19 protein-coding genes and 1 tRNA gene are annotated in these 16,305 nt (G+C 61.2%); 11 read left to right on the top strand and 9 right to left on the bottom strand.

Features of this window, described 5'->3' with window-relative positions; translation table 11 throughout:
- Positions 1-57: 57 nt before the first annotated feature.
- The 5 genes from ACO07D_RS04810 to ACO07D_RS04790 all read left to right on the top strand — a co-directional run bounded on the left by ACO07D_RS04810 (position 58) and on the right by ACO07D_RS04790 (position 4,325).
- On the top strand, positions 58-219 hold the full coding sequence (locus ACO07D_RS04810; protein WP_421701821.1) for a hypothetical protein: 162 nt from the start codon (positions 58-60) through the stop codon (positions 217-219).
- Positions 220-304: 85 nt separating this feature from the next.
- Positions 305-2,674, top strand: a complete 2,370-nt coding sequence (locus ACO07D_RS04805; protein WP_421701820.1) for a DUF1963 domain-containing protein — start codon at positions 305-307, stop codon at positions 2,672-2,674.
- A 299-nt stretch (positions 2,675-2,973) separates the two neighbouring features.
- Entirely contained in the window at positions 2,974-3,261 is a 288-nt protein-coding gene (rpmB, locus tag ACO07D_RS04800) for a 50S ribosomal protein L28 (protein ID WP_421701819.1), read from the top strand.
- Positions 3,262-3,392: 131 nt separating this feature from the next.
- Complete coding sequence (locus tag ACO07D_RS04795) at positions 3,393-3,734, top strand: hypothetical protein (RefSeq protein WP_421701818.1); 342 nt, start codon at positions 3,393-3,395, stop codon at positions 3,732-3,734.
- Between the two features lie 99 nt (positions 3,735-3,833).
- Positions 3,834-4,325 carry a copper chaperone PCu(A)C gene (locus ACO07D_RS04790; protein ID WP_421701817.1) on the top strand — a complete coding sequence of 164 codons (492 nt, stop codon included), beginning with the start codon at positions 3,834-3,836 and terminating at the stop codon, positions 4,323-4,325.
- A gap of 292 nt (positions 4,326-4,617) precedes the next feature.
- On the opposite strand, the gene ACO07D_RS04785 is transcribed toward ACO07D_RS04790, so the two are convergent.
- From ACO07D_RS04785 to ACO07D_RS04775, 3 genes are all read right to left on the bottom strand, one after another.
- Positions 4,618-5,313 (bottom strand): NAD-dependent deacylase, encoded by a 696-nt coding sequence (locus ACO07D_RS04785; protein WP_421701816.1) that lies wholly within the window; start codon positions 5,311-5,313, stop codon positions 4,618-4,620.
- Positions 5,310-5,720 carry a hypothetical protein gene (locus tag ACO07D_RS04780; protein WP_421701815.1) on the bottom strand — a complete coding sequence of 137 codons (411 nt, stop codon included), beginning with the start codon at positions 5,718-5,720 and terminating at the stop codon, positions 5,310-5,312. Before ACO07D_RS04780 ends, ACO07D_RS04785 begins: the two co-directional genes overlap by 4 nt.
- A 269-nt stretch (positions 5,721-5,989) precedes the next feature.
- A complete protein-coding gene (locus tag ACO07D_RS04775) occupies positions 5,990-6,982 on the bottom strand; it encodes an IS30 family transposase (protein ID WP_421701032.1) in 993 nt (330 codons plus the stop codon).
- Positions 6,983-7,190: 208 nt separating this feature from the next.
- Between ACO07D_RS04775 and ACO07D_RS04770 the strand changes: the two genes are divergently transcribed.
- Positions 7,191-7,640 (top strand): low molecular weight protein-tyrosine-phosphatase, encoded by a 450-nt coding sequence (locus tag ACO07D_RS04770; protein WP_421701814.1) that lies wholly within the window; start codon positions 7,191-7,193, stop codon positions 7,638-7,640.
- Between the two features lie 3 nt (positions 7,641-7,643).
- On the opposite strand, the gene ACO07D_RS04765 is transcribed toward ACO07D_RS04770, so the two are convergent.
- The 4 genes from ACO07D_RS04765 to ACO07D_RS04750 form a co-directional block, all read right to left on the bottom strand.
- A complete protein-coding gene (locus tag ACO07D_RS04765; RefSeq protein WP_421701813.1) occupies positions 7,644-7,958 on the bottom strand; it encodes a hypothetical protein in 315 nt (104 codons plus the stop codon).
- 122 nt (positions 7,959-8,080) lie between these two features.
- Positions 8,081-9,028, bottom strand: a complete 948-nt coding sequence (locus ACO07D_RS04760; RefSeq protein WP_421701812.1) for a 1-phosphofructokinase family hexose kinase — start codon at positions 9,026-9,028, stop codon at positions 8,081-8,083.
- Positions 9,029-9,107: 79 nt separating this feature from the next.
- On the bottom strand, positions 9,108-9,383 hold the full coding sequence (locus ACO07D_RS04755; RefSeq protein WP_421701811.1) for an acylphosphatase: 276 nt from the start codon (positions 9,381-9,383) through the stop codon (positions 9,108-9,110).
- Between the two features lie 157 nt (positions 9,384-9,540).
- Positions 9,541-10,713 carry a hypothetical protein gene (locus tag ACO07D_RS04750; RefSeq protein WP_421701810.1) on the bottom strand — a complete coding sequence of 391 codons (1,173 nt, stop codon included), beginning with the start codon at positions 10,711-10,713 and terminating at the stop codon, positions 9,541-9,543.
- A gap of 85 nt (positions 10,714-10,798) precedes the next feature.
- On the opposite strand from ACO07D_RS04750, the gene lepA reads away from it, so the two are divergent.
- Complete coding sequence (gene lepA, locus ACO07D_RS04745; RefSeq protein ID WP_421701809.1) at positions 10,799-12,598, top strand: translation elongation factor 4; 1,800 nt, start codon at positions 10,799-10,801, stop codon at positions 12,596-12,598.
- Positions 12,599-12,961: 363 nt separating this feature from the next.
- Here lepA and ACO07D_RS04740 read toward each other — a convergent pair whose 3' ends face one another.
- Positions 12,962-13,834 (bottom strand): DUF3800 domain-containing protein, encoded by an 873-nt coding sequence (locus ACO07D_RS04740; protein ID WP_421701808.1) that lies wholly within the window; start codon positions 13,832-13,834, stop codon positions 12,962-12,964.
- Between the two features lie 136 nt (positions 13,835-13,970).
- Positions 13,971-14,321, bottom strand: a complete 351-nt coding sequence (locus ACO07D_RS04735; RefSeq protein ID WP_421701807.1) for a type II toxin-antitoxin system Phd/YefM family antitoxin — start codon at positions 14,319-14,321, stop codon at positions 13,971-13,973.
- Between the two features lie 119 nt (positions 14,322-14,440).
- Here ACO07D_RS04735 and ACO07D_RS04730 point away from each other — a divergent pair, with 119 nt between their 5' ends.
- The 4 genes from ACO07D_RS04730 (at position 14,441) to ACO07D_RS04715 (ending at position 16,241) form a co-directional block, all read left to right on the top strand.
- On the top strand, positions 14,441-14,626 hold the full coding sequence (locus ACO07D_RS04730) for a CTP synthetase (protein WP_421701806.1): 186 nt from the start codon (positions 14,441-14,443) through the stop codon (positions 14,624-14,626).
- A gap of 71 nt (positions 14,627-14,697) precedes the next feature.
- A complete protein-coding gene (locus ACO07D_RS04725) occupies positions 14,698-14,874 on the top strand; it encodes a CTP synthetase (protein ID WP_421701805.1) in 177 nt (58 codons plus the stop codon).
- A gap of 70 nt (positions 14,875-14,944) precedes the next feature.
- Positions 14,945-15,021, top strand: a tRNA-Arg gene (locus ACO07D_RS04720).
- Positions 15,022-15,114: 93 nt separating this feature from the next.
- Positions 15,115-16,241 (top strand): IS3 family transposase gene (locus ACO07D_RS04715; protein WP_421701028.1). Its coding sequence is split into 2 segments (ribosomal slippage): positions 15,115-15,379 and positions 15,379-16,241, totalling 1,128 coding nucleotides; the frame shifts between segments, so codons are not numbered across the junction.
- Positions 16,242-16,305: the final 64 nt, after the last annotated feature.

The following is a 16,305-nucleotide window of genomic DNA, read 5'->3' as shown; positions in this document are numbered from 1 at the left end:
AAGATGAGGAAACGGGCGGGGGCCCGAATCTTCACCGCGTCGGGGAGGCGCTGACAGATGCCACAGGACATGCAGAACATCGGTCTTTCCGCCAGCCGCTGGGCGGACAGTGGCGGCCCGACCATTCGTCCGGAATGTCGCTACCCGGATCCGCGCGCCGCTGGCAGCGGTTGGCTGTCAGGGATCTGGTCACGGCTCCGCAGCCTGATCTCTTTCTAAACCCCGGCTTTTCCTCAACCGGGCCTTGATTTGGCCCGAAAGACTCACGCAGACTGCGCCCATTCACGTCCAGAAGGGTGCCTTTGTGATTTTCGATCGTTACCTGTGTCTCGCCGCCATTCTCGCGGCCATCCTGATCTTTCCCAGCCACGAGGTCATGGCCGTCGTCGCCATCCTTGCCCTGCTTGTGCTGCTGCCCCTGATGGCAATCTTCGTCGTCGCGATCCTTTGGCAGGAACTTGTGCGTCTGTTTGGCGGCGTGGCCCGACGCAAGCTCATCTGGCTGCGCTGGAACAAGAGCTTTTCCTTCGAATTCAACGCGGCGGGAAAACGCGACACGGCGATCAAGGCGCTCGCGAAGCATTATGGCCTGACCACCGATGTCTTTGCCGAGGACCAGAAGGCGCCCCAGCGCCGTCTGCTGGCCGATGCCTGGCGGATCAACGCGCTCTCGCCGCCGGTTTGGCAAGCGCCGCTCGGCGCCTCTGACCTGGCCGCCCATGTGGCCCGTGTGGCCGGGCTGGATGTCGAGGATGCCCATGCGCTCGAAGGCCGCTTTCGTGGTCTGTCCCCGCAGGAGGCGCAGCCGGGCTGGTACTTGCGCCTGCGCTGGGCGCGCAACTGGTTGCTGTCCTGGCTGACGGGTCGGCCGCGCGATCATCAGGCGCTGGCCGAGGTCTATCGCCTGCTGATCTCCTCCAGCCCGCACGCCCGGCTGGAAACCGTGCGCTTTCTGAACGGGGTAATGTTTCAAAAACGCCTGGACGCGGGCCTGTCGCCGATTGCCTTCGGGACCGACGCTTCGCGCCAGCTGCCGCCTTCGGTGCAGCGTGACCTGGTGGTGATGCACCGGCTGATGAGCGGCCGCGCGACGCTCTCGCAACTGCAGTTCACCGATCCCAGCCGCCTGAAACAGCTACGCAAGGTGGCGGCACTGCTTGACCACCTGCCGCCCATGCCCGCCCACCTGGCCGACCCGGACCAGGCCGCCGCCGATCAGGCCCGCCGGGACGCGGAACAGAAGGCCGCCGAGGCCGCCCGCCCGCCGGAACCTCAGGGCCCACCCAGCCCCACCAAGCTGCGCGAAAAACTGGAAGAGGGCGCGACAAGCGCCATCTACCTGCGCCGCGCATGGCCGCTTACAGGCGAGGGTGCCCAGGACTGGCCCGAGGTGAACAGCCACCTCGGCGGTCGGCCCAGCCTGCCCCCCGGCACGCCCTGGCCGCGCAATGGCCAGACCGGCCAGCCCCTGCATTTCCTGGCCCAGGTCGACTGCGCCGAACTGCCCCGGGTCGAGACGGATACGCCCCTGCCCGAGGACGGCACGCTGCTGTTCTTCGCTGGCCTGGATGAGGAAATGGTCTGGGAAGGCCCCAACGACCCCGGCGCCGGGACCGAGGGCGATGATTTCACCCGCGTGCTTTATGTGCCCGCCGAACAGGCAGCGGGGCAGGGCACCCCGGAACCGGACGACCTGCCCGACATCGGCCACGCCCCGGGGCAAAGCAGCGGCGGCCATGCCGATCCCGGTGTGCGCAGTCATCCCGCCTGGCCCATTACCGCCCATGCCATGCGCGCCTATCCGATCGAGGAATACGGCATTGAAGTGGACATGGCCCGGGCCCTGCACGAGGCGCAGATGCGCATCCATCTGCCCGAACCCACGCCTTCCACCCCGGGGCAGCTGATCGAAAGCGAAGTGCTGCGCGACGAGGCGGGGCAAGCGCTTGCGGATGGCAAGGGTGGATTGGTCACGCAGTTCCGCCTTTGCGAGGCGCTGGCGAAGGATCCGGCCTTTCCCTGGCTCGGCGATGTGCCCCAGGAGCTTTATGACATCCTCTCGGCACGGGTTCTGAAACACCTGGCCGGCGCGCATCGCATGGTGGACTTCTACCGCAAGGATCAGGGGAGCTCGCGTACGCCGGAGCAGCGCGAGGCGCTGATTAGCAAGCAGCTCAACCTGGTGCGCAAACTGTCGGCGGAACTGACCGCGCTTGAGGAGGCGGCGCCGATGCTCACCGCCACGCCCCACGGTGCGCCGGTGCCGCCCGACCAGGCCCGCGCCTTTGTCGACTGGCTGATGGGACCGGCACATGCGTTTTCGCCTTGGCACGGGTCCAATGTCGCCGCGCCCTTGACCAAGGCCATCGCCCGGCTTTGCCAGAGCGCAGCTTCGGATCCCGCGTTGCGGGCCAGGTTGCCCGAGGCGGTAATTGACCTGGTGGGCGAGGGTCTGAACCCGGGCTCCACCGTGCCCGAACACATCATGCTGGGCCACGCCCAGGCCAAGACCAACCCGACACCGGGCACCGGCGTGCGCCTTCTGGTGCTGGACAGCGACGACGGCGTGGACTTCATGTTCTGCGATGTCGGCGTGGTCGAATTCTGGATCGACCCCGAAGACCTCGCCGCGCGCGACTTTTCCCGCGCCCATGGCGTGACGGCAGGGGGGTAGGGCGCGCCAGCCCAATTTTCTTCAGAAGAAAATTGCCAAGAAAATTCTGAATTTTCTTGTTCCGCGTTGCCATGGTCGCCCCGCAGCTCATTGACCACCCCGCCCGGACCTGCCAAAAGCCCGTCAAAGCACGGATTCCATCCGCCGACTCACTTGACGGGGTCGGTCAACAGGTCTAAAGACCCCGGACGGAATTCGGGGCGCTGCCATTGCGGCGCCCGTTTGTGTTGACCGGCTTGACGTGGGCCCTTGATCTGGGACCGCCTGCGAAAACGGCCTGAAGAGCAAGGAAGAGAACCATGTCGCGCCGCTGCGAACTGACCGGTAAGGGCCCGATGACGGGCAACAACGTGAGCCACGCCAAGAACCGCACCCGCCGTCGGTTCCTGCCCAACCTGAACGATGTGACCCTGCAGTCCGAAGCGCTGGGTCGTGCCTTCAAACTGCGCATCTCGGCTCACGCCCTGCGCTCGGTTGACCACCGTGGTGGTCTGGACGCCTTCCTGGCCAAAGCCAAGGACGCGGACCTGTCGGCCAACGCGCTGAAAATCAAGAAAGACATCGCCAAGGCTCAGGCCGCCGCCTGATCGCTTGCGCGACGCTGAATGAGCCGCCCCGGCACCAGTCGTGGGCGGCTTTTCGCATGTCTGGGCGCCGGGTGTTTCGGCGTGGCGATTTGTCCCTTGCAAAGCCAGCGCTGGACGCATAGCCCTAGGGCATGATCCGTGCGTTGTTCGCATATTTCCTGGCCCTCGCCCTGACGGTCACCGGTTTCTCCTTCGCCCAGGCGCGGGGGACAAATCCCGATTTCGGGATGGAAATGGTGATCTGTTCCGGTGTCGGCCTGACGACGATCACCATTGGCCCCGATGGCCAACCCGTGGAAAAATCCCATGTCTGCCCCGACGCTGCGTCCTATGTCGTGGCCGACTTCTCGATGCCGGTGATGGAGCTGCCTGAGCGCCGCCTGATCGCCCGCATCACGCCCGTGACCGCGAATTCGTCACTCGCGCAGCACGAGCTTTCTCCCTCTGCCCGGGGGCCGCCGGCCCGCGTCTGATCCCTTCTCAGACCCCAGAGCGCCTGCGTGAACTCAGGCTCTTGGTGTGCCTGACGGCCTTTCAGACCCAGAACATCCGGACAGACAGGAGAAAGAAACATGTCCCTGACCAAAACCCTTGGTGTGGCGGTTGCCACCCTGACCTTCGCCCTGCCTGCTTTCGCCGAAAGCAAGATCATGATCGAAGACGCCTATGCCCGCGCCGCCGGTGCGAATGCCATGGCAGGCGCCGCCTTCATGCAGATCATGAACATGGGCGACGAGGGCGACCGCCTGATCGGTGCCAAGTCCGACATCGCCAAACGTGTCGAACTGCACACGCATATCGAAAACGCCGAGGGCGTGATGCAGATGGTCGAGGTCGAGGAAGGCTTTCCCGTCGCTGCCGGCAGCACCCATATGCTGCAACGCGGGGGCGATCATGTCATGTTCATGGGTCTGAACGACACGCTCGAGCACGGATCGAATGTCACTGTCACCCTGGTCTTCGAGAAGGCTGGCGAGATGGTGGTCGAGATCCCCGTTGATCTGGAGCGCAAGCCGATGCACGGCATGGGCCATGGTGCGATGGACCACGGGTCGAACAACTAAGCACAGGATTCGGGTTTCGGGTGGGTGCTTTTTTGCGTCCTGCGTCTGTCCGAGCCGCCTGAATGAAGCGTTTCGCAAGGGTGGACGTTTCAGCATCGAACGTTGATCCGACTTGATCCGAAATGCTTCAGGGGTTCGTCACCCCGAGAACCCGCGCCGGGACCGGCGTGGGTTTCTTTGTGTCCACCGTTGCCGAAAGGGCTGCGCGTGCCGCGCAGGCGCGATGTCTCGCCGGGCCCTCGGCCCGGCTCGGGCTGTTACATGCGGCGAGGTCTTGCGCCTCAGCTACCGGTCACTCGGCGGCCAGCACCTCATCGACCCAGGCGGGAACGGTTTCCGTGGCCGGGCCCAGCCGCGCCTCGTCGAATTGACCCGCGACCGAGCTGGGCTCCAGGTTCAGCTCCAGCGTGCGTGCGCCCGCGCCCCGCGCCTCGCTGACGAACCCCGCAGCCGGGTAGACATTGCCGCTGGTGCCGATCGCCACGAACAGAAGGGCCTGGGCCAGCGCGCGGTAGATCTCGTCCATGTGGTAGGGCATTTCGCCGAACCAGACGATATCGGGCCGGGTTTCCGGCAGGCGGCAGCTGGGGCAGGGGGCCAGCGGGTCCATCACCTCTGGCGCGGGCCAGCGGGTGTTGCAACTGTGGCAGAGCGCCCCGGACAGCGCGCCATGCATGTGCAGCACCTCCGCCGCGCCGCCGCGTTCATGCAGATCATCCACGTTCTGGGTCACGATGGTGACCTTGTGGCGGCTTTCGCGCTGCAGGCGACCCAGGGCCTCATGGGCAGCATTGGGGGCAGCGTTCAGGCAGTTCTCGCGCCGGGCGTTGTAGAAGTCATGCACCAGGCGCGGATTGCGCGAGAAGCCTTCCGGCGTGCAGACGTCATTGAGGTCATATTGCGTCCACAGCCCGTCCTCGTCGCGAAAGGTGCCCAGCCCGCTTTCCGCCGAGATGCCAGCGCCGGTCAGGATCAGAATATCGGTCATTGCAGTGCCTCCGCCGCCAGGTGCAGGGCGGTGTTCAGGTCCGGTGGCAAGGCCATGCCGACCAGGCTGCGGCTGCGTTCCGGTGTGAACAGGCGGGCGGTGGTTTCACCGTTTCGGTGGTCGAACAGCACCGCGCGGGTAAAGCAGGCGCCATTGTCCAAGAGGAACAGGAAGAGTTTTTCGCGCGGTGCCGATGTAGCAGAGGTCACGGGGCCGAAGGCAAAGCCCACCACGCGCCCCTCGTCATGGGGCCAGAGCCCGATCGGACGGGGCTCCTGCGCGCCGGGGGTCAGGGCTGCGGCACGGGTCGGGTCGAGGCAGCTTGGTGCGTCCGGCACATGGGGTGCGCCTTGGGCGGGCAGGAGGGAAAGAAGCAGAAGTGCAAGGCAGGGTCGTTCGAGTCGCATGGATCAATTCACTCTCTATTAACCCGGTTAATCAACCCCTCCCTATGGGCAGGTCCGCTTGACACATTGCATTCTGCAAGGGCAGGCTTGGGTATGGTTCTGACGCGCGCACCCGAGCCGATGCCGCCAGATGTCCACCGGCGTCTGGACGAGACCGGGTTGCGCCCCGCCTATGACGACCGTCCCCCTTATCAGCGCAATGACTACCTGGGCTGGATCAACCGTGCCAAGCGCCCTTGTGAACTCAAGTTAGGTTGCGACATTTCTTGTTATCCAAGTTTTCTCAGTTCTTCGGTGAATGCTTCTGTTGGCGTTCGCCACCCAAGACATTTCCTTGGTGTTCCGTTCAGGCGGTCACAAATCGCCTTCATGTCGCGATTTGAGAGCGCCGCGATCGGGGTATCGCGCGGCAAATACCTTCGAGCCCGTTTGTTCAGGTTCTCAACCGAGCCTTTTTGCCATGGGGCCTGCGGATCACAGAACCAGGCGCTCGTTCCAATTCCTGATTCCAGCTTTCGCCATCCCGAGAACTCAATTCCGCGATCAAAAGTAATAGACTGGCGCGCGATCTGGGGCAGGGGTTCCATTACGTTCATGAGTTTCGCCATGAAGTGTTTCGAACTGCGATCATTGTTGCGGAACAAGACTGCAAAGCGGGTCTTCCGTTCGACCAACGATGCGACGTTTGCTTTCCCGTGCTCTTGCCGGAAAATCATAAGATCACCTTCCCATTCCCCAAAAGTTGAACGTTCTTTTATGTACTCAGGCCTGTTGTGGATCGATCTTTCAAGCGGGAACATCATGCCGCGAGGTGTGCGAGAATAGCGCGGTTTTCGCTTCTTCCGCCGTTCTGGAAGGTAACGTGCCAACGCCTGTGATTGACCGTCTGGGCTGTAGACATAGGCGTAAATCGTCTCATGACTGACGGTCGTTGCATGACCTTCAAGCTTTAGACGACCTGCAATCTGTTCCGGTGACCAACCTTCTTGGAGCCGTCCTATCACAGCTTCCCGGAGTTCAGGAATACGCACCAGTTTGCGACGTCTTGCACGGCGATCAGCCGCCGATTTCTGGGCAAGCATCCCGTAGTAGCCATTGAGCTGAGGCAACTCTTCATCCTTGAAGAAATTGCGTTTGATCTCACGATAGACAGTCGCACGGTGGCGATTGATCTGGCGCGCAATCTCGGCGACTTTTACCTTCCTATGCAAAAGGTCCTCGATTTTGCGCCGTTCGGCTAGATTTAGCTCGGTTCGTTTCATAAACTGTTCTCCTGACTTTCCAGTAGGATAGAGGAAAAGTCGCTTCCCAGTTTAGAATGTGCCCCTGCGACGCGGGAAAAGCGCATAACACAGATGCTCGACGAACTTGCGGGTGGCACCCATTACATGAAGATGCTCTGGCGCCAGCCGCTGGGCTGAGCGGCAATAGACGGTTCCGATCCACCCGGATTGGCGCTACACCCGGGGTATGACCACGCGCATTCTCTTCGTCTGTCTCGGCAATATCTGCCGTTCCCCCACCGCCGAGGGTGTCTTTGCGACGCTCGCCGCCGATCTCGACGTGATGCTGGACAGCGCCGGTACGTCCGACTGGCATGTGGGGGAGCCGCCTTACGGCCCGATGCAGAAGGCCGCCCGGGCGCGGGGCTATGACCTGTCCAACCTGCGCGCCCGGCAGTTCGTGGCGGCGGATTTCGACCGGTTCGACCTGATCATCGGCATGGATGCGGACAACCTCGCGCGCATCGAAGCTTTGCGCCCCGCGGGCAATGACACCCCCGTCGCCGTCTTTACCGACTACGCGCCCGAGGCAGGTTGCGACCATGTGCCCGATCCCTATTACACGCGCGATTTCGACCAGACGCTGGATCTGGTCGAACAGGCATCACAGGGGTTGATCGCGGAACTGGACCGCTAGGCGTCAGCTGCAATAGGTGCCGACCGCCTCGCCGAACTGCTTGTATTTCTGCCAGAACCGCTCGTCCGAGTTGCGGTCGGACTGACGCAGCACCTGGGTCAGGTGCGGGTCTTCGAAGTATTCCGCCACGCGCTTGCGCTCCGAGCGGTTCAGCATCGCCTCGGCCACGTCCTGCACGCAGCCGCACAGCTGCCGCGTCGCCGCCGCGCGATCCGCCTGCAGACAGGCGCGTTCGATCTTGCCGGCGGCCAATGCGCCGGAGGATGTCATGAGGGTGGAGGCGGCCATCAGGCCCGCCCCAAGGATCAGGTGCTTCATCATTCTGCCTCTGTTTTGCCAGGTGGTCCCGGTCGCTATTGCCGCGAACCTAGCAGAATCACGCGCTTTTCTCAATTGCTCGAATGGTCACGGGGCAAAACCGGCCAGCAGATGCCGAAGCCTCAGACCGAGGTCACCTCAACCGCCCCCGCCAATCGCGCCACATCGCCCGGCAGGCACAGCGCGGTGGCATCCGACATTACCGCCGCCGAGGCCGCCGCGACCCCATCCGCCAGCGCCGTCTCCCAGGTCGCCCCGCGCGACAGCGCAAGCGTAAAGGCGCCAACAAAACTGTCCCCCGCCCCCACCTTGCTTTTCACCCGCACCGGCGGGGTCTGCGCGTGCCAGCAATGCCCGTCCTGCGCCAGCAGAGAGCCCTTTTCCCCCAGCGCCAGCACGACCACCTCGGCCACACCACGCGTCACCAGCCCATGGGCAAACTCCGCCACATCGCCGATTTCCGGCAGCGCCCGCCCGGCCAGATCTTCGCTTTCGGCCCCATCCAGCCGCAGCACATGCTGCCGTGCAGACCCCACACCCAGCAGCGCCCGCAAAGGCGCGCCTGAAGTGTCCAGCACCAGCTTCGCGCCTGCCTCTTCCACGGCCGCTGCCAGTTGCGTGGGGAAATGCACCGGCACCCCCGGCGGCTGGCTGCCCGACAGCACGACGTAGCCGCCCTTGGGCGCGTTGTCCGCAATCGCCTCAAGCGCCCGATGCGCCTCCTCCGGTGTCCAGCGCGGCCCGGGCATGACGAACCGGTATTGCTCCCCCGTCGCGGCATCCGTCACCGCCAGCGACAGCCGCGTTTCGCCCTCGATATGAAACGGCACCGCCTCGACGCCTTCCTCGGCCAACAGCCCGGCAAACTGCTGCCCGCGATAGCCCGCCAGCGCGACAAAGGCCTTGGCATGCCCGCCCAACAGCCGAATGGCCCGCGCCACATTCGTGCCGCCCCCGCCCGGATCCAGATCCGGCAAAACGCAGCGCAGCTTGTCTTCGGGGCGTACATGATCAACCGAGGACGACATGTCCAAAGCAGGGTTCAGCGTGACGGTGAGAATATCGGACATGGCGGCCTCACGGGGTTTCGTTAGCGCAAACATATGCGCCGCCCAGAGCCCCGACAATGATCCAAGTCAAGTCACCAGCTCAGCGCCGGATATCGAACCCGGATAGCCCGGGTTCGGCCGCAACTTCCTCCGCCTGAACATCCTGAACCCGCGCAGCACCAGGCCCCTGCCACATGTGGGTCAACAGCTCATCCACCCGCGCCTTGTCGCCCTCCAGATGCGCCAGGACCGAGCCATCATCCCGGTTCCTCACCCAACCCGTCAGCCCCAGCTTCTCCGCCGCCGCCTGCGTCCAGGCACGATAGGCAACGCCCTGCACACGGCCAGTGATACGCGCTTGCACGATCTTCTGCATGGGGCGGGTCCTCTCAGTGAAGCCTCCCCCAATCCTGCCCCGTATGGGGGGAGGTTGGCACCGGTTGGGGGGGCCTGAGGGGAGTTTACCACCGCAAACGCGGTCCGACTCGGGAAGAGATATTCCCGTTTTCAGGTGGTTCCGCCGGGCGGGGTAATTAGAAGCCAAGCAGCTTCAACAAGGCTCCGATCACCTTGTCAAATAGCGGCAAGAGTACCGAAAACCAAACTGCCAGCCCGGCGTGTTCCGCAGACTTGTCGCGCGCGGTTTCGGCGGCCTTCGCTGCCCAAGAAGCCAACTCTTCGCGAACCCGCGTCAACACGCTGATCTTGCCTTTGATGCTCTCTTTCGAGGCCTTCTCAAGCTGGTCATCTGCCGCCAGTTCCATCAACACGCTGCCCAGAATCCGGTGATCCTCATCAGTCAACGGCAGGCACTCAACCTCTTCCGGCGGCCGATTGTGCCCCATACCCGGCGACGCGGCGCCCAGCCGCGTGACCTCGTCCCGCAACGCCCGCGCGGCTTCCTGCGCCTCGAAGCCCGCCCGGATATGTTCGATTTTCTCGGCAATATGCTCCGGCCCCAACGCCCAATCCGCATCCGGGATCAGAGCCACCCGGCGTTGCAACTCCCAATCGAGCGGCTTGCCGTCGAGAAAGCCTTGGTACCACTCGCGCCAGAAGGACCAGAGGGGAGCGGAGGATAGAAAGTTTACCAACGGCCCATGATTGCACTCGGCAAATTCCGGAAGCTCTTTGCCGGAGAGGCTCTCGCGTGAAATACTTCGTTCGAATATTGAACGTTGGGAGTGGTTGGTGAGGCCTCTTTCGACGGCGTGCGAAATTTGCACCATGACAGCTCTATCTTCGACCGTCTTCTGCGGGGAGAGCTTGGAGAAATGCGCAAGGGTCATTGCTAGAGCATCGCCTAGGCCATAGAAGCCTTCGGTTCCTAGTCGATCGAGTGTATCGACACGTCGGCTGAGGTCTGAAGTCGTGGTCAAATACCCTCCAAAATTGCTTTGCAGAAATTGTGCAGCGAGCAGCGAGATGTCGGAATCAAAGCTCTCAAGTGTCTCTTGAGGTGCGCGCGTTTGGCGCAGGCATACGTCCAGCGAGAAAAGTCCGCGAAGAAGTGAAAGCACAGCGATTGGTGCAAGCTCAATACTCGCGGAAGTCTGTGCGGTTAAGCTGCCTGTGACAAGGGAACCTCCCTCGGTTGGAAGGCTGATAGGGGCGGTTGTTTCCTCAGACATTTCTCGGATTGGGCCGGTTAGGCCAAAGCCGAATAAAAGAAGGTTGAAAATTCCTTCTACGTTAGTCGTACCCATTTTCTTCTCACAACGATAAGCTTTGGGATGGGTTACTCGGGCTTCCCACCTTGACCAACCCCAAAATCCCGCTAATACCCCACTCATGACAGACCTCAAACATATCCGCAATTTCTCGATCGTCGCACATATCGACCACGGGAAGTCCACGCTCGCCGACCGCCTGATCCAGGAGACCGGGACCGTCAAGGAACGGGACATGCAGGCGCAGCTGCTCGACAGCATGGATATCGAGCGTGAGCGTGGCATTACCATCAAGGCCAACACGGTGCGCATCGAATACACGGCGGATGATGGCGAGGATTACGTCCTGAACCTGATCGACACCCCCGGCCACGTCGACTTCGCCTATGAGGTCAGCCGCTCGATGCGCGCGGTCGAGGGCTCGCTGCTGGTCGTCGACTCGACGCAAGGGGTCGAGGCGCAGACGCTCGCGAATGTCTACCAGGCCATCGACGCGGATCATGAGATCGTGCCGGTCCTGAACAAGATCGACCTGCCCGCCTCCGACTGCGACCGCGTGGCCGAACAGATCGAGGATGTGATTGGCATCGACGCCACCGGCGCGATCCAGGTCTCGGCCAAGACCGGCCAGGGCATCCACGAAACGCTCGAGGCCATCGTCACCGAACTGCCAGCGCCCCAGGGCAATGCCGACGCGCCGCTGAAAGCCATGCTGGTTGACAGCTGGTACGACGCCTACTTGGGCGTCATCGTCCTGATCCGCGTGATCGACGGCAAGCTGAAGAAGGGCGAGCGCATCCGCATGCTCTCGACCAACGCCGTCTACCCGGTGGACCGCGTCGGTGTCTTCACGCCTGAGATGAAGCCCGTCGACGTGCTGGGCCCGGGTGAGATCGGCTTCCTCACCGCCTCGATCAAACAGGTCCGCGACACCCGCGTCGGCGACACGATCACCCATGAACGCAAGGGCACCGAGGACGCGCTACCCGGCTTCAAACCGGCCCAACCGGTGGTCTTCTGCGGCCTCTTCCCGGTGGACAACGCGGAATTCGAGGACCTACGCGACTCGATCGAAAAACTCGCCCTGAACGACGCCAGCTTCTCCTTCGAAATGGAAACCTCCGCCGCCCTCGGCTTCGGCTTCCGCTGCGGCTTCCTCGGCCTCCTCCACCTCGAAGTCATCCGCGACCGCATCGAACGCGAATATAATATCGAGCTGATCACCACCGCGCCCTCGGTCATCTACCACGTCTACATGAAAGACGGCTCGATGATCGAGCTGCACAACCCCGCCGACATGCCCGACCCCTCGACCATCGACCACATGGAAGAGCCGCGCATCAAGGCCACCATCCTGGTGCCCGACGACTACCTCGGCGACGTCCTGAAACTCTGCCAGGACCGCCGCGGCATCCAGCTGGACCTGACCTACGCGGGCTCGCGCGCCATGGTCGTCTATGACCTGCCGCTGAACGAGGTCGTCTTCGACTTCTACGACCGCCTGAAATCGGTCACCAAGGGCTATGCTTCCTTCGACTACCAGATGGAGGGCTACCGCGAGGACAACCTGGTCAAGATGTCGATCCTGGTGAACGACGAACCGGTCGACGCACTGTCAACCATGGTCCACCGCGACCGCGCCGAACTGCGCGGCCGCGCCATGTGCGAGAAACTCAAGGACCTGATCCCGCGCCACATGTTCAAGATCCCGATCCAGGCGGCCATCGGCGGCAAGGTGATTGCCCGCGAGACCCTGTCCGCCCTGCGCAAGGACGTGACCGCCAAATGCTACGGCGGCGACGCCACGCGGAAAAAGAAACTGCTGGAGAAGCAGAAGGCCGGTAAAAAGAAGATGCGCCAGTTTGGCAAGGTGGATATTCCGCAAGAGGCCTTTATTAGCGCACTCAAAATGGACAGCTAACAGCTGGCCATTTTCGAGTGCGAGTGCGCGGCAGCGCGTTGTAAAGCAGCGTGCGTCCATAGAGTATTTCAAGCGGGTCGCGAATGTTTCGCCAACTTTGGATGCAGCAGTTTCTCCTCAAGGTTCGCATTTTCTGCGGTTCCTTGAGAGCGCTCTCGAAAACACGTGAAGTTTTGGAGAGTCGAACTGCTATTCTTGTGATGCATTCACTGGAGAGTGTTAGAAAGTTCACTCTAAAATGCGCGACGAGTTATTGACTCCTTAGTATTTTGCGTATTTATCTGCATTCGGAGGTTCGGCTCACGGGTGTTCCCCTGACGCAGGTCAGATCGGAATGCAGCGCGATGCATTACCTCCTTTTTTTTAGCCGAATTTCTTGCGACCCACATATGGGTCGGGAACGTAGACGATGCCAAAAATCTGGTGGGTTTTTCCGTTATTTACGCTTTGACCTTTGTGTTGCAAGTCCCCGCAGAAGCCAGCAAACTCGGCATGAATATCGTCCCGTTTGGCGCCCTTGAAATTCCACTCAGGGCGCCGAAATCCCCAGTTGATACAGTAAAGGCACAAGTCTGCTGCTTGTACTCCCGGTGCAAGTTCCGAGTCTACAAACATGGGTGAAGGCACAATCCACCTTGCGCGCTGTTTCCCATTCCGTGTGCATTTGTAGTAGTCATGTAGGCGTCGGATATACCGCTTGTCATTTTGCTTCTCTGTTTGGTCCATTACAAACAGCCCGTTTTCTTGTTGAGCCTCTAGAAACCAATAGAACCTCTCTTGCATGAAGATTTGATCTTTGCGCAAGAAGTCGGAGTAAGCGTAGTCCGCGGGCGGCTTAATTCCACGAGGAATTATGCCTGCGAATATCCGCGCTTCATGCTGTTTTAGCGCTCTAAAAGTGGAGTGAGCCATCAACTTGCACGCTTGCCCATAGGCTGTAAAATCGCGTTTAGAGGGGGCCGCTTTCTGCTGGCTTTTTGTTACGAACCGATTGACGCCATTGTGGCGCTCTTTTTCACTAAGTGTCGCTTCTTGGTTTGCCCACTCGCACCGTTTGTTTTCTAGGAGTTTGCTGCCCTTGAGCTCTAGGCCGCGGTCTGAAAGCTGAAACCCAAAGGCCGCTACTTCGGCCTTTTGCATAGCTTGAATAAATGGCCAAACTTTAGATGCGTGGATCGCGACACCACCCCGAACCTCAAGGGGCATATTTTTGTGATCATGACCGCTCTCGTCCATGAATAGTAGCCAACTCAATGCGATCGCCTCTAATAGGTAACACTGCTTGGCAGACCATAACGAGGTGGTAGGGGGTGTGCAAACTTAGCCTCGTGACAATCCATGTACGCACCAACCTGATGCACGTTGCGGCGTGTCAGCTTCCAAACCACCCCCACCACCCCCGCTTCCGCTCCACCGTCTCCCCCGCACCGGACCGATCCCCGTCCGCCTCCGTCCCCTCTTCCCACGGGGCGGGCATGCCTCTCTTCCACCCGGTCTTCTGCACCCAGGCCGCGCCCATGGGGCGGCCGGTCTTGGGGTTGATCGGGCCGAACAGGTCGATGTCCTCATCCGCCCAGATCCGTTTGACCTGGTTCATCGACACGATCGCCGCGACGGTTCTGCCGTGGCGGGTGACAAGCACGAAATCGCGTTCGGCAATCGCCGTGTCCAGCGCGTGGGTCAGGCGGGCGCGCAGGTGGGATGTGGGGATGATCAGCGGCATGGCGGGGCCTTTAAAGTTGTTAAAACCGGGGGCTGCGACCCTTTAAAGAGTTGCAAGTTTGCCCCTCAGCGTCGTTAAAGACATTAAAGAACCCGCAACCCCACCGAACGGAGCCCCCCATGGTCCGCCTCGCCCTTCTGTTCCAAGGCATCATCGGATCCACCCTCGCCAGCGTGCTGGTCGTCGTCGCCTTGGTGAATGGCGTCACCGGTCTCTGGCCGCTGTTGGGCCTTGCAGCATTGGGTCTTTTGCTGGGTTTCCCCGTCGCCCTGGTCATTGCAAAGCGAATGATGGGCGGGGACTGACATAGATCAAAGATATATCCGGCAATTGTAATATCCCTGTCCCGACGCGCAGTTCGGACAAGGAGTTCCACATGTTCCGTTTGGCCCTGATTCTCTATGCCATGATCGGTACCTCGCTGGCCGGCATCCTGATGGTTGCCGCTCTGACCGCGGGGTATGATACCACGCAACCCGTTGTTATATCGGCGCTTATCGGCTTCGTCATCGGCGCGCCGGCGGCCTGGATGGTGGCCAAGGCGATCAGCTGAGCGCTGTTTTTGCCTGACCCAAATAACGGTTGAAAGGGGCCGCTCTCCACGGGTATTCCTGCGGGGCAGCGGCCCCTTAGCTCAACTGGATAGAGCAGCTGACTTCTAATCAGCAGGTTGAGGGTTCGAGTCCTTCAGGGGTCGCCAGTGATTTCAACGACTTAATTGGTGTAGAGTGTCGTGGTGATCCTCCCCCACTGAAGTGGTCCGCCCCTATAGTTAGGAAACGGAGGATCAAAGATGGGAATTAAACGCCACAAACCGGAAGAGATTGTCACGAAGTTGCGGCAGGTTGAGGTGCTATGCGGCCAAGGGATGCCGCGAGTTGATGCGATCCGCCAGGTGCAGATAACCGAGCAGACGTTTTACCGCTGGCGTAAGCAATATGGCGGTATGGGAACCGACCAACTGAAAGAACTCAAACGGCTCCAGAAAGAGAATGATCGCTTGCGCCGGGCCGTGTCCGACCTGACGCTGGACAAGCTGATCCTATCGGAGGCCGCACGGGGAAACTACTGAGCCCTTCGCGTCGCCGCGCCTGCGTTGAGCATGTGCGAAGCCAGTTTCACATCTCAGAGCGTCGCGCTTGTCGTGTCTTGGGACAGCATCGATCCACACAAAGACGGATGCCTGTTGGGCGTGCTGACGAAGATCGCCTGGTGGCCGACATGATCGCGCTGACGCGCCAGTATGGTCGCTATGGTTATCGCCGGATCGCCGCTTTGCTGAGAGATGCAGGCTGGCTGGTGAACGACAAGCGTGTCGAACGTCTGTGGCGACGCGAGGGGCTCAAAGTACCGATGAAGCAACCCAAAAAAGGGCGGCTCTGGCTGAATGACGGTTCTTGCGTCCGGCTGCGACCGAAGTATCGCAATCATGTCTGGAGCTATGACTTCGTTCATCATCGAACGGATGATGGAAAGGTGTTTCGCACCCTCAACATCTTGGATGAATATAGTCGGGAATGTCTGGCGATCCGTGTGCAGCGGAAGTTGAACTCGACCGAGGTCATCGACGCGCTGACGGACCTGTTCATCCTGCGTGGTGTCCCTGCTTTCATTCGCTCCGATAACGGCCCTGAGTTTATCGCACAGTCTGTCCGGGACTGGATTGCAGCCGTCGGAGCCAAGACCGCTTACATTGAACCGGGATCACCATGGGAGAATGGATACTGTGAAAGCTTCAATGCCCGGTTCCGCGACGAGCTGCTCAATGGTGAAGTCTTCTACAGCTTACGGGAGGCGCAAATCCTGATTGAACAATGGAGGAAGCACTACAACACCAAACGGCCACATAGTGCCTTGGGCTACCGCCCACCGGCCCCGGAAACCATCGTCCCGATGGAACCCAGGCCAATCATGCACTAACATTCAGACTGGACCACTTAGGTGGGGCTGATCAGTGGGCTTTGATGCCGGTACATGCCTGGCA

It is taken from the genome of Aliiroseovarius sp., assembly GCF_965228805.1.
In the GTDB taxonomy this organism is placed as follows: Bacteria; Pseudomonadota; Alphaproteobacteria; order Rhodobacterales; family Rhodobacteraceae; genus JASBTN01.
The sequence above is the reverse complement of the archived record's forward strand: the minus strand, read 5'-3'. Positions and strand labels throughout refer to the sequence as shown.

Coding starts and splice junctions, on each gene's coding strand:
- ACO07D_RS04790 (WP_421701817.1), top strand. CDS start 3,834: ATGTCCCTGACCAAAACCCTTGGTGTGGCGGTTGCCACCCTGACCTTC.
- ACO07D_RS04735 (WP_421701807.1), bottom strand. CDS start 14,321: ATGCCGCTGATCATCCCCACATCCCACCTGCGCGCCCGCCTGACCCAC.
- ACO07D_RS04765 (WP_421701813.1), bottom strand. CDS start 7,958: ATGAAGCACCTGATCCTTGGGGCGGGCCTGATGGCCGCCTCCACCCTC.
- ACO07D_RS04725 (WP_421701805.1), top strand. CDS start 14,698: ATGTTCCGTTTGGCCCTGATTCTCTATGCCATGATCGGTACCTCGCTG.
- lepA (WP_421701809.1), top strand. CDS start 10,799: ATGACAGACCTCAAACATATCCGCAATTTCTCGATCGTCGCACATATC.
- ACO07D_RS04770 (WP_421701814.1), top strand. CDS start 7,191: ATGACCACGCGCATTCTCTTCGTCTGTCTCGGCAATATCTGCCGTTCC.
- ACO07D_RS04810 (WP_421701821.1), top strand. CDS start 58: ATGCCACAGGACATGCAGAACATCGGTCTTTCCGCCAGCCGCTGGGCG.
- ACO07D_RS04780 (WP_421701815.1), bottom strand. CDS start 5,720: ATGCGACTCGAACGACCCTGCCTTGCACTTCTGCTTCTTTCCCTCCTG.
- ACO07D_RS04785 (WP_421701816.1), bottom strand. CDS start 5,313: ATGACCGATATTCTGATCCTGACCGGCGCTGGCATCTCGGCGGAAAGC.
- ACO07D_RS04795 (WP_421701818.1), top strand. CDS start 3,393: ATGATCCGTGCGTTGTTCGCATATTTCCTGGCCCTCGCCCTGACGGTC.
- ACO07D_RS04755 (WP_421701811.1), bottom strand. CDS start 9,383: ATGCAGAAGATCGTGCAAGCGCGTATCACTGGCCGTGTGCAGGGCGTT.
- ACO07D_RS04775 (WP_421701032.1), bottom strand. CDS start 6,982: ATGAAACGAACCGAGCTAAATCTAGCCGAACGGCGCAAAATCGAGGAC.
- ACO07D_RS04740 (WP_421701808.1), bottom strand. CDS start 13,834: ATGGACGAGAGCGGTCATGATCACAAAAATATGCCCCTTGAGGTTCGG.
- ACO07D_RS04750 (WP_421701810.1), bottom strand. CDS start 10,713: ATGGGTACGACTAACGTAGAAGGAATTTTCAACCTTCTTTTATTCGGC.
- rpmB (WP_421701819.1), top strand. CDS start 2,974: ATGTCGCGCCGCTGCGAACTGACCGGTAAGGGCCCGATGACGGGCAAC.
- ACO07D_RS04730 (WP_421701806.1), top strand. CDS start 14,441: ATGGTCCGCCTCGCCCTTCTGTTCCAAGGCATCATCGGATCCACCCTC.
- ACO07D_RS04760 (WP_421701812.1), bottom strand. CDS start 9,028: ATGTCCGATATTCTCACCGTCACGCTGAACCCTGCTTTGGACATGTCG.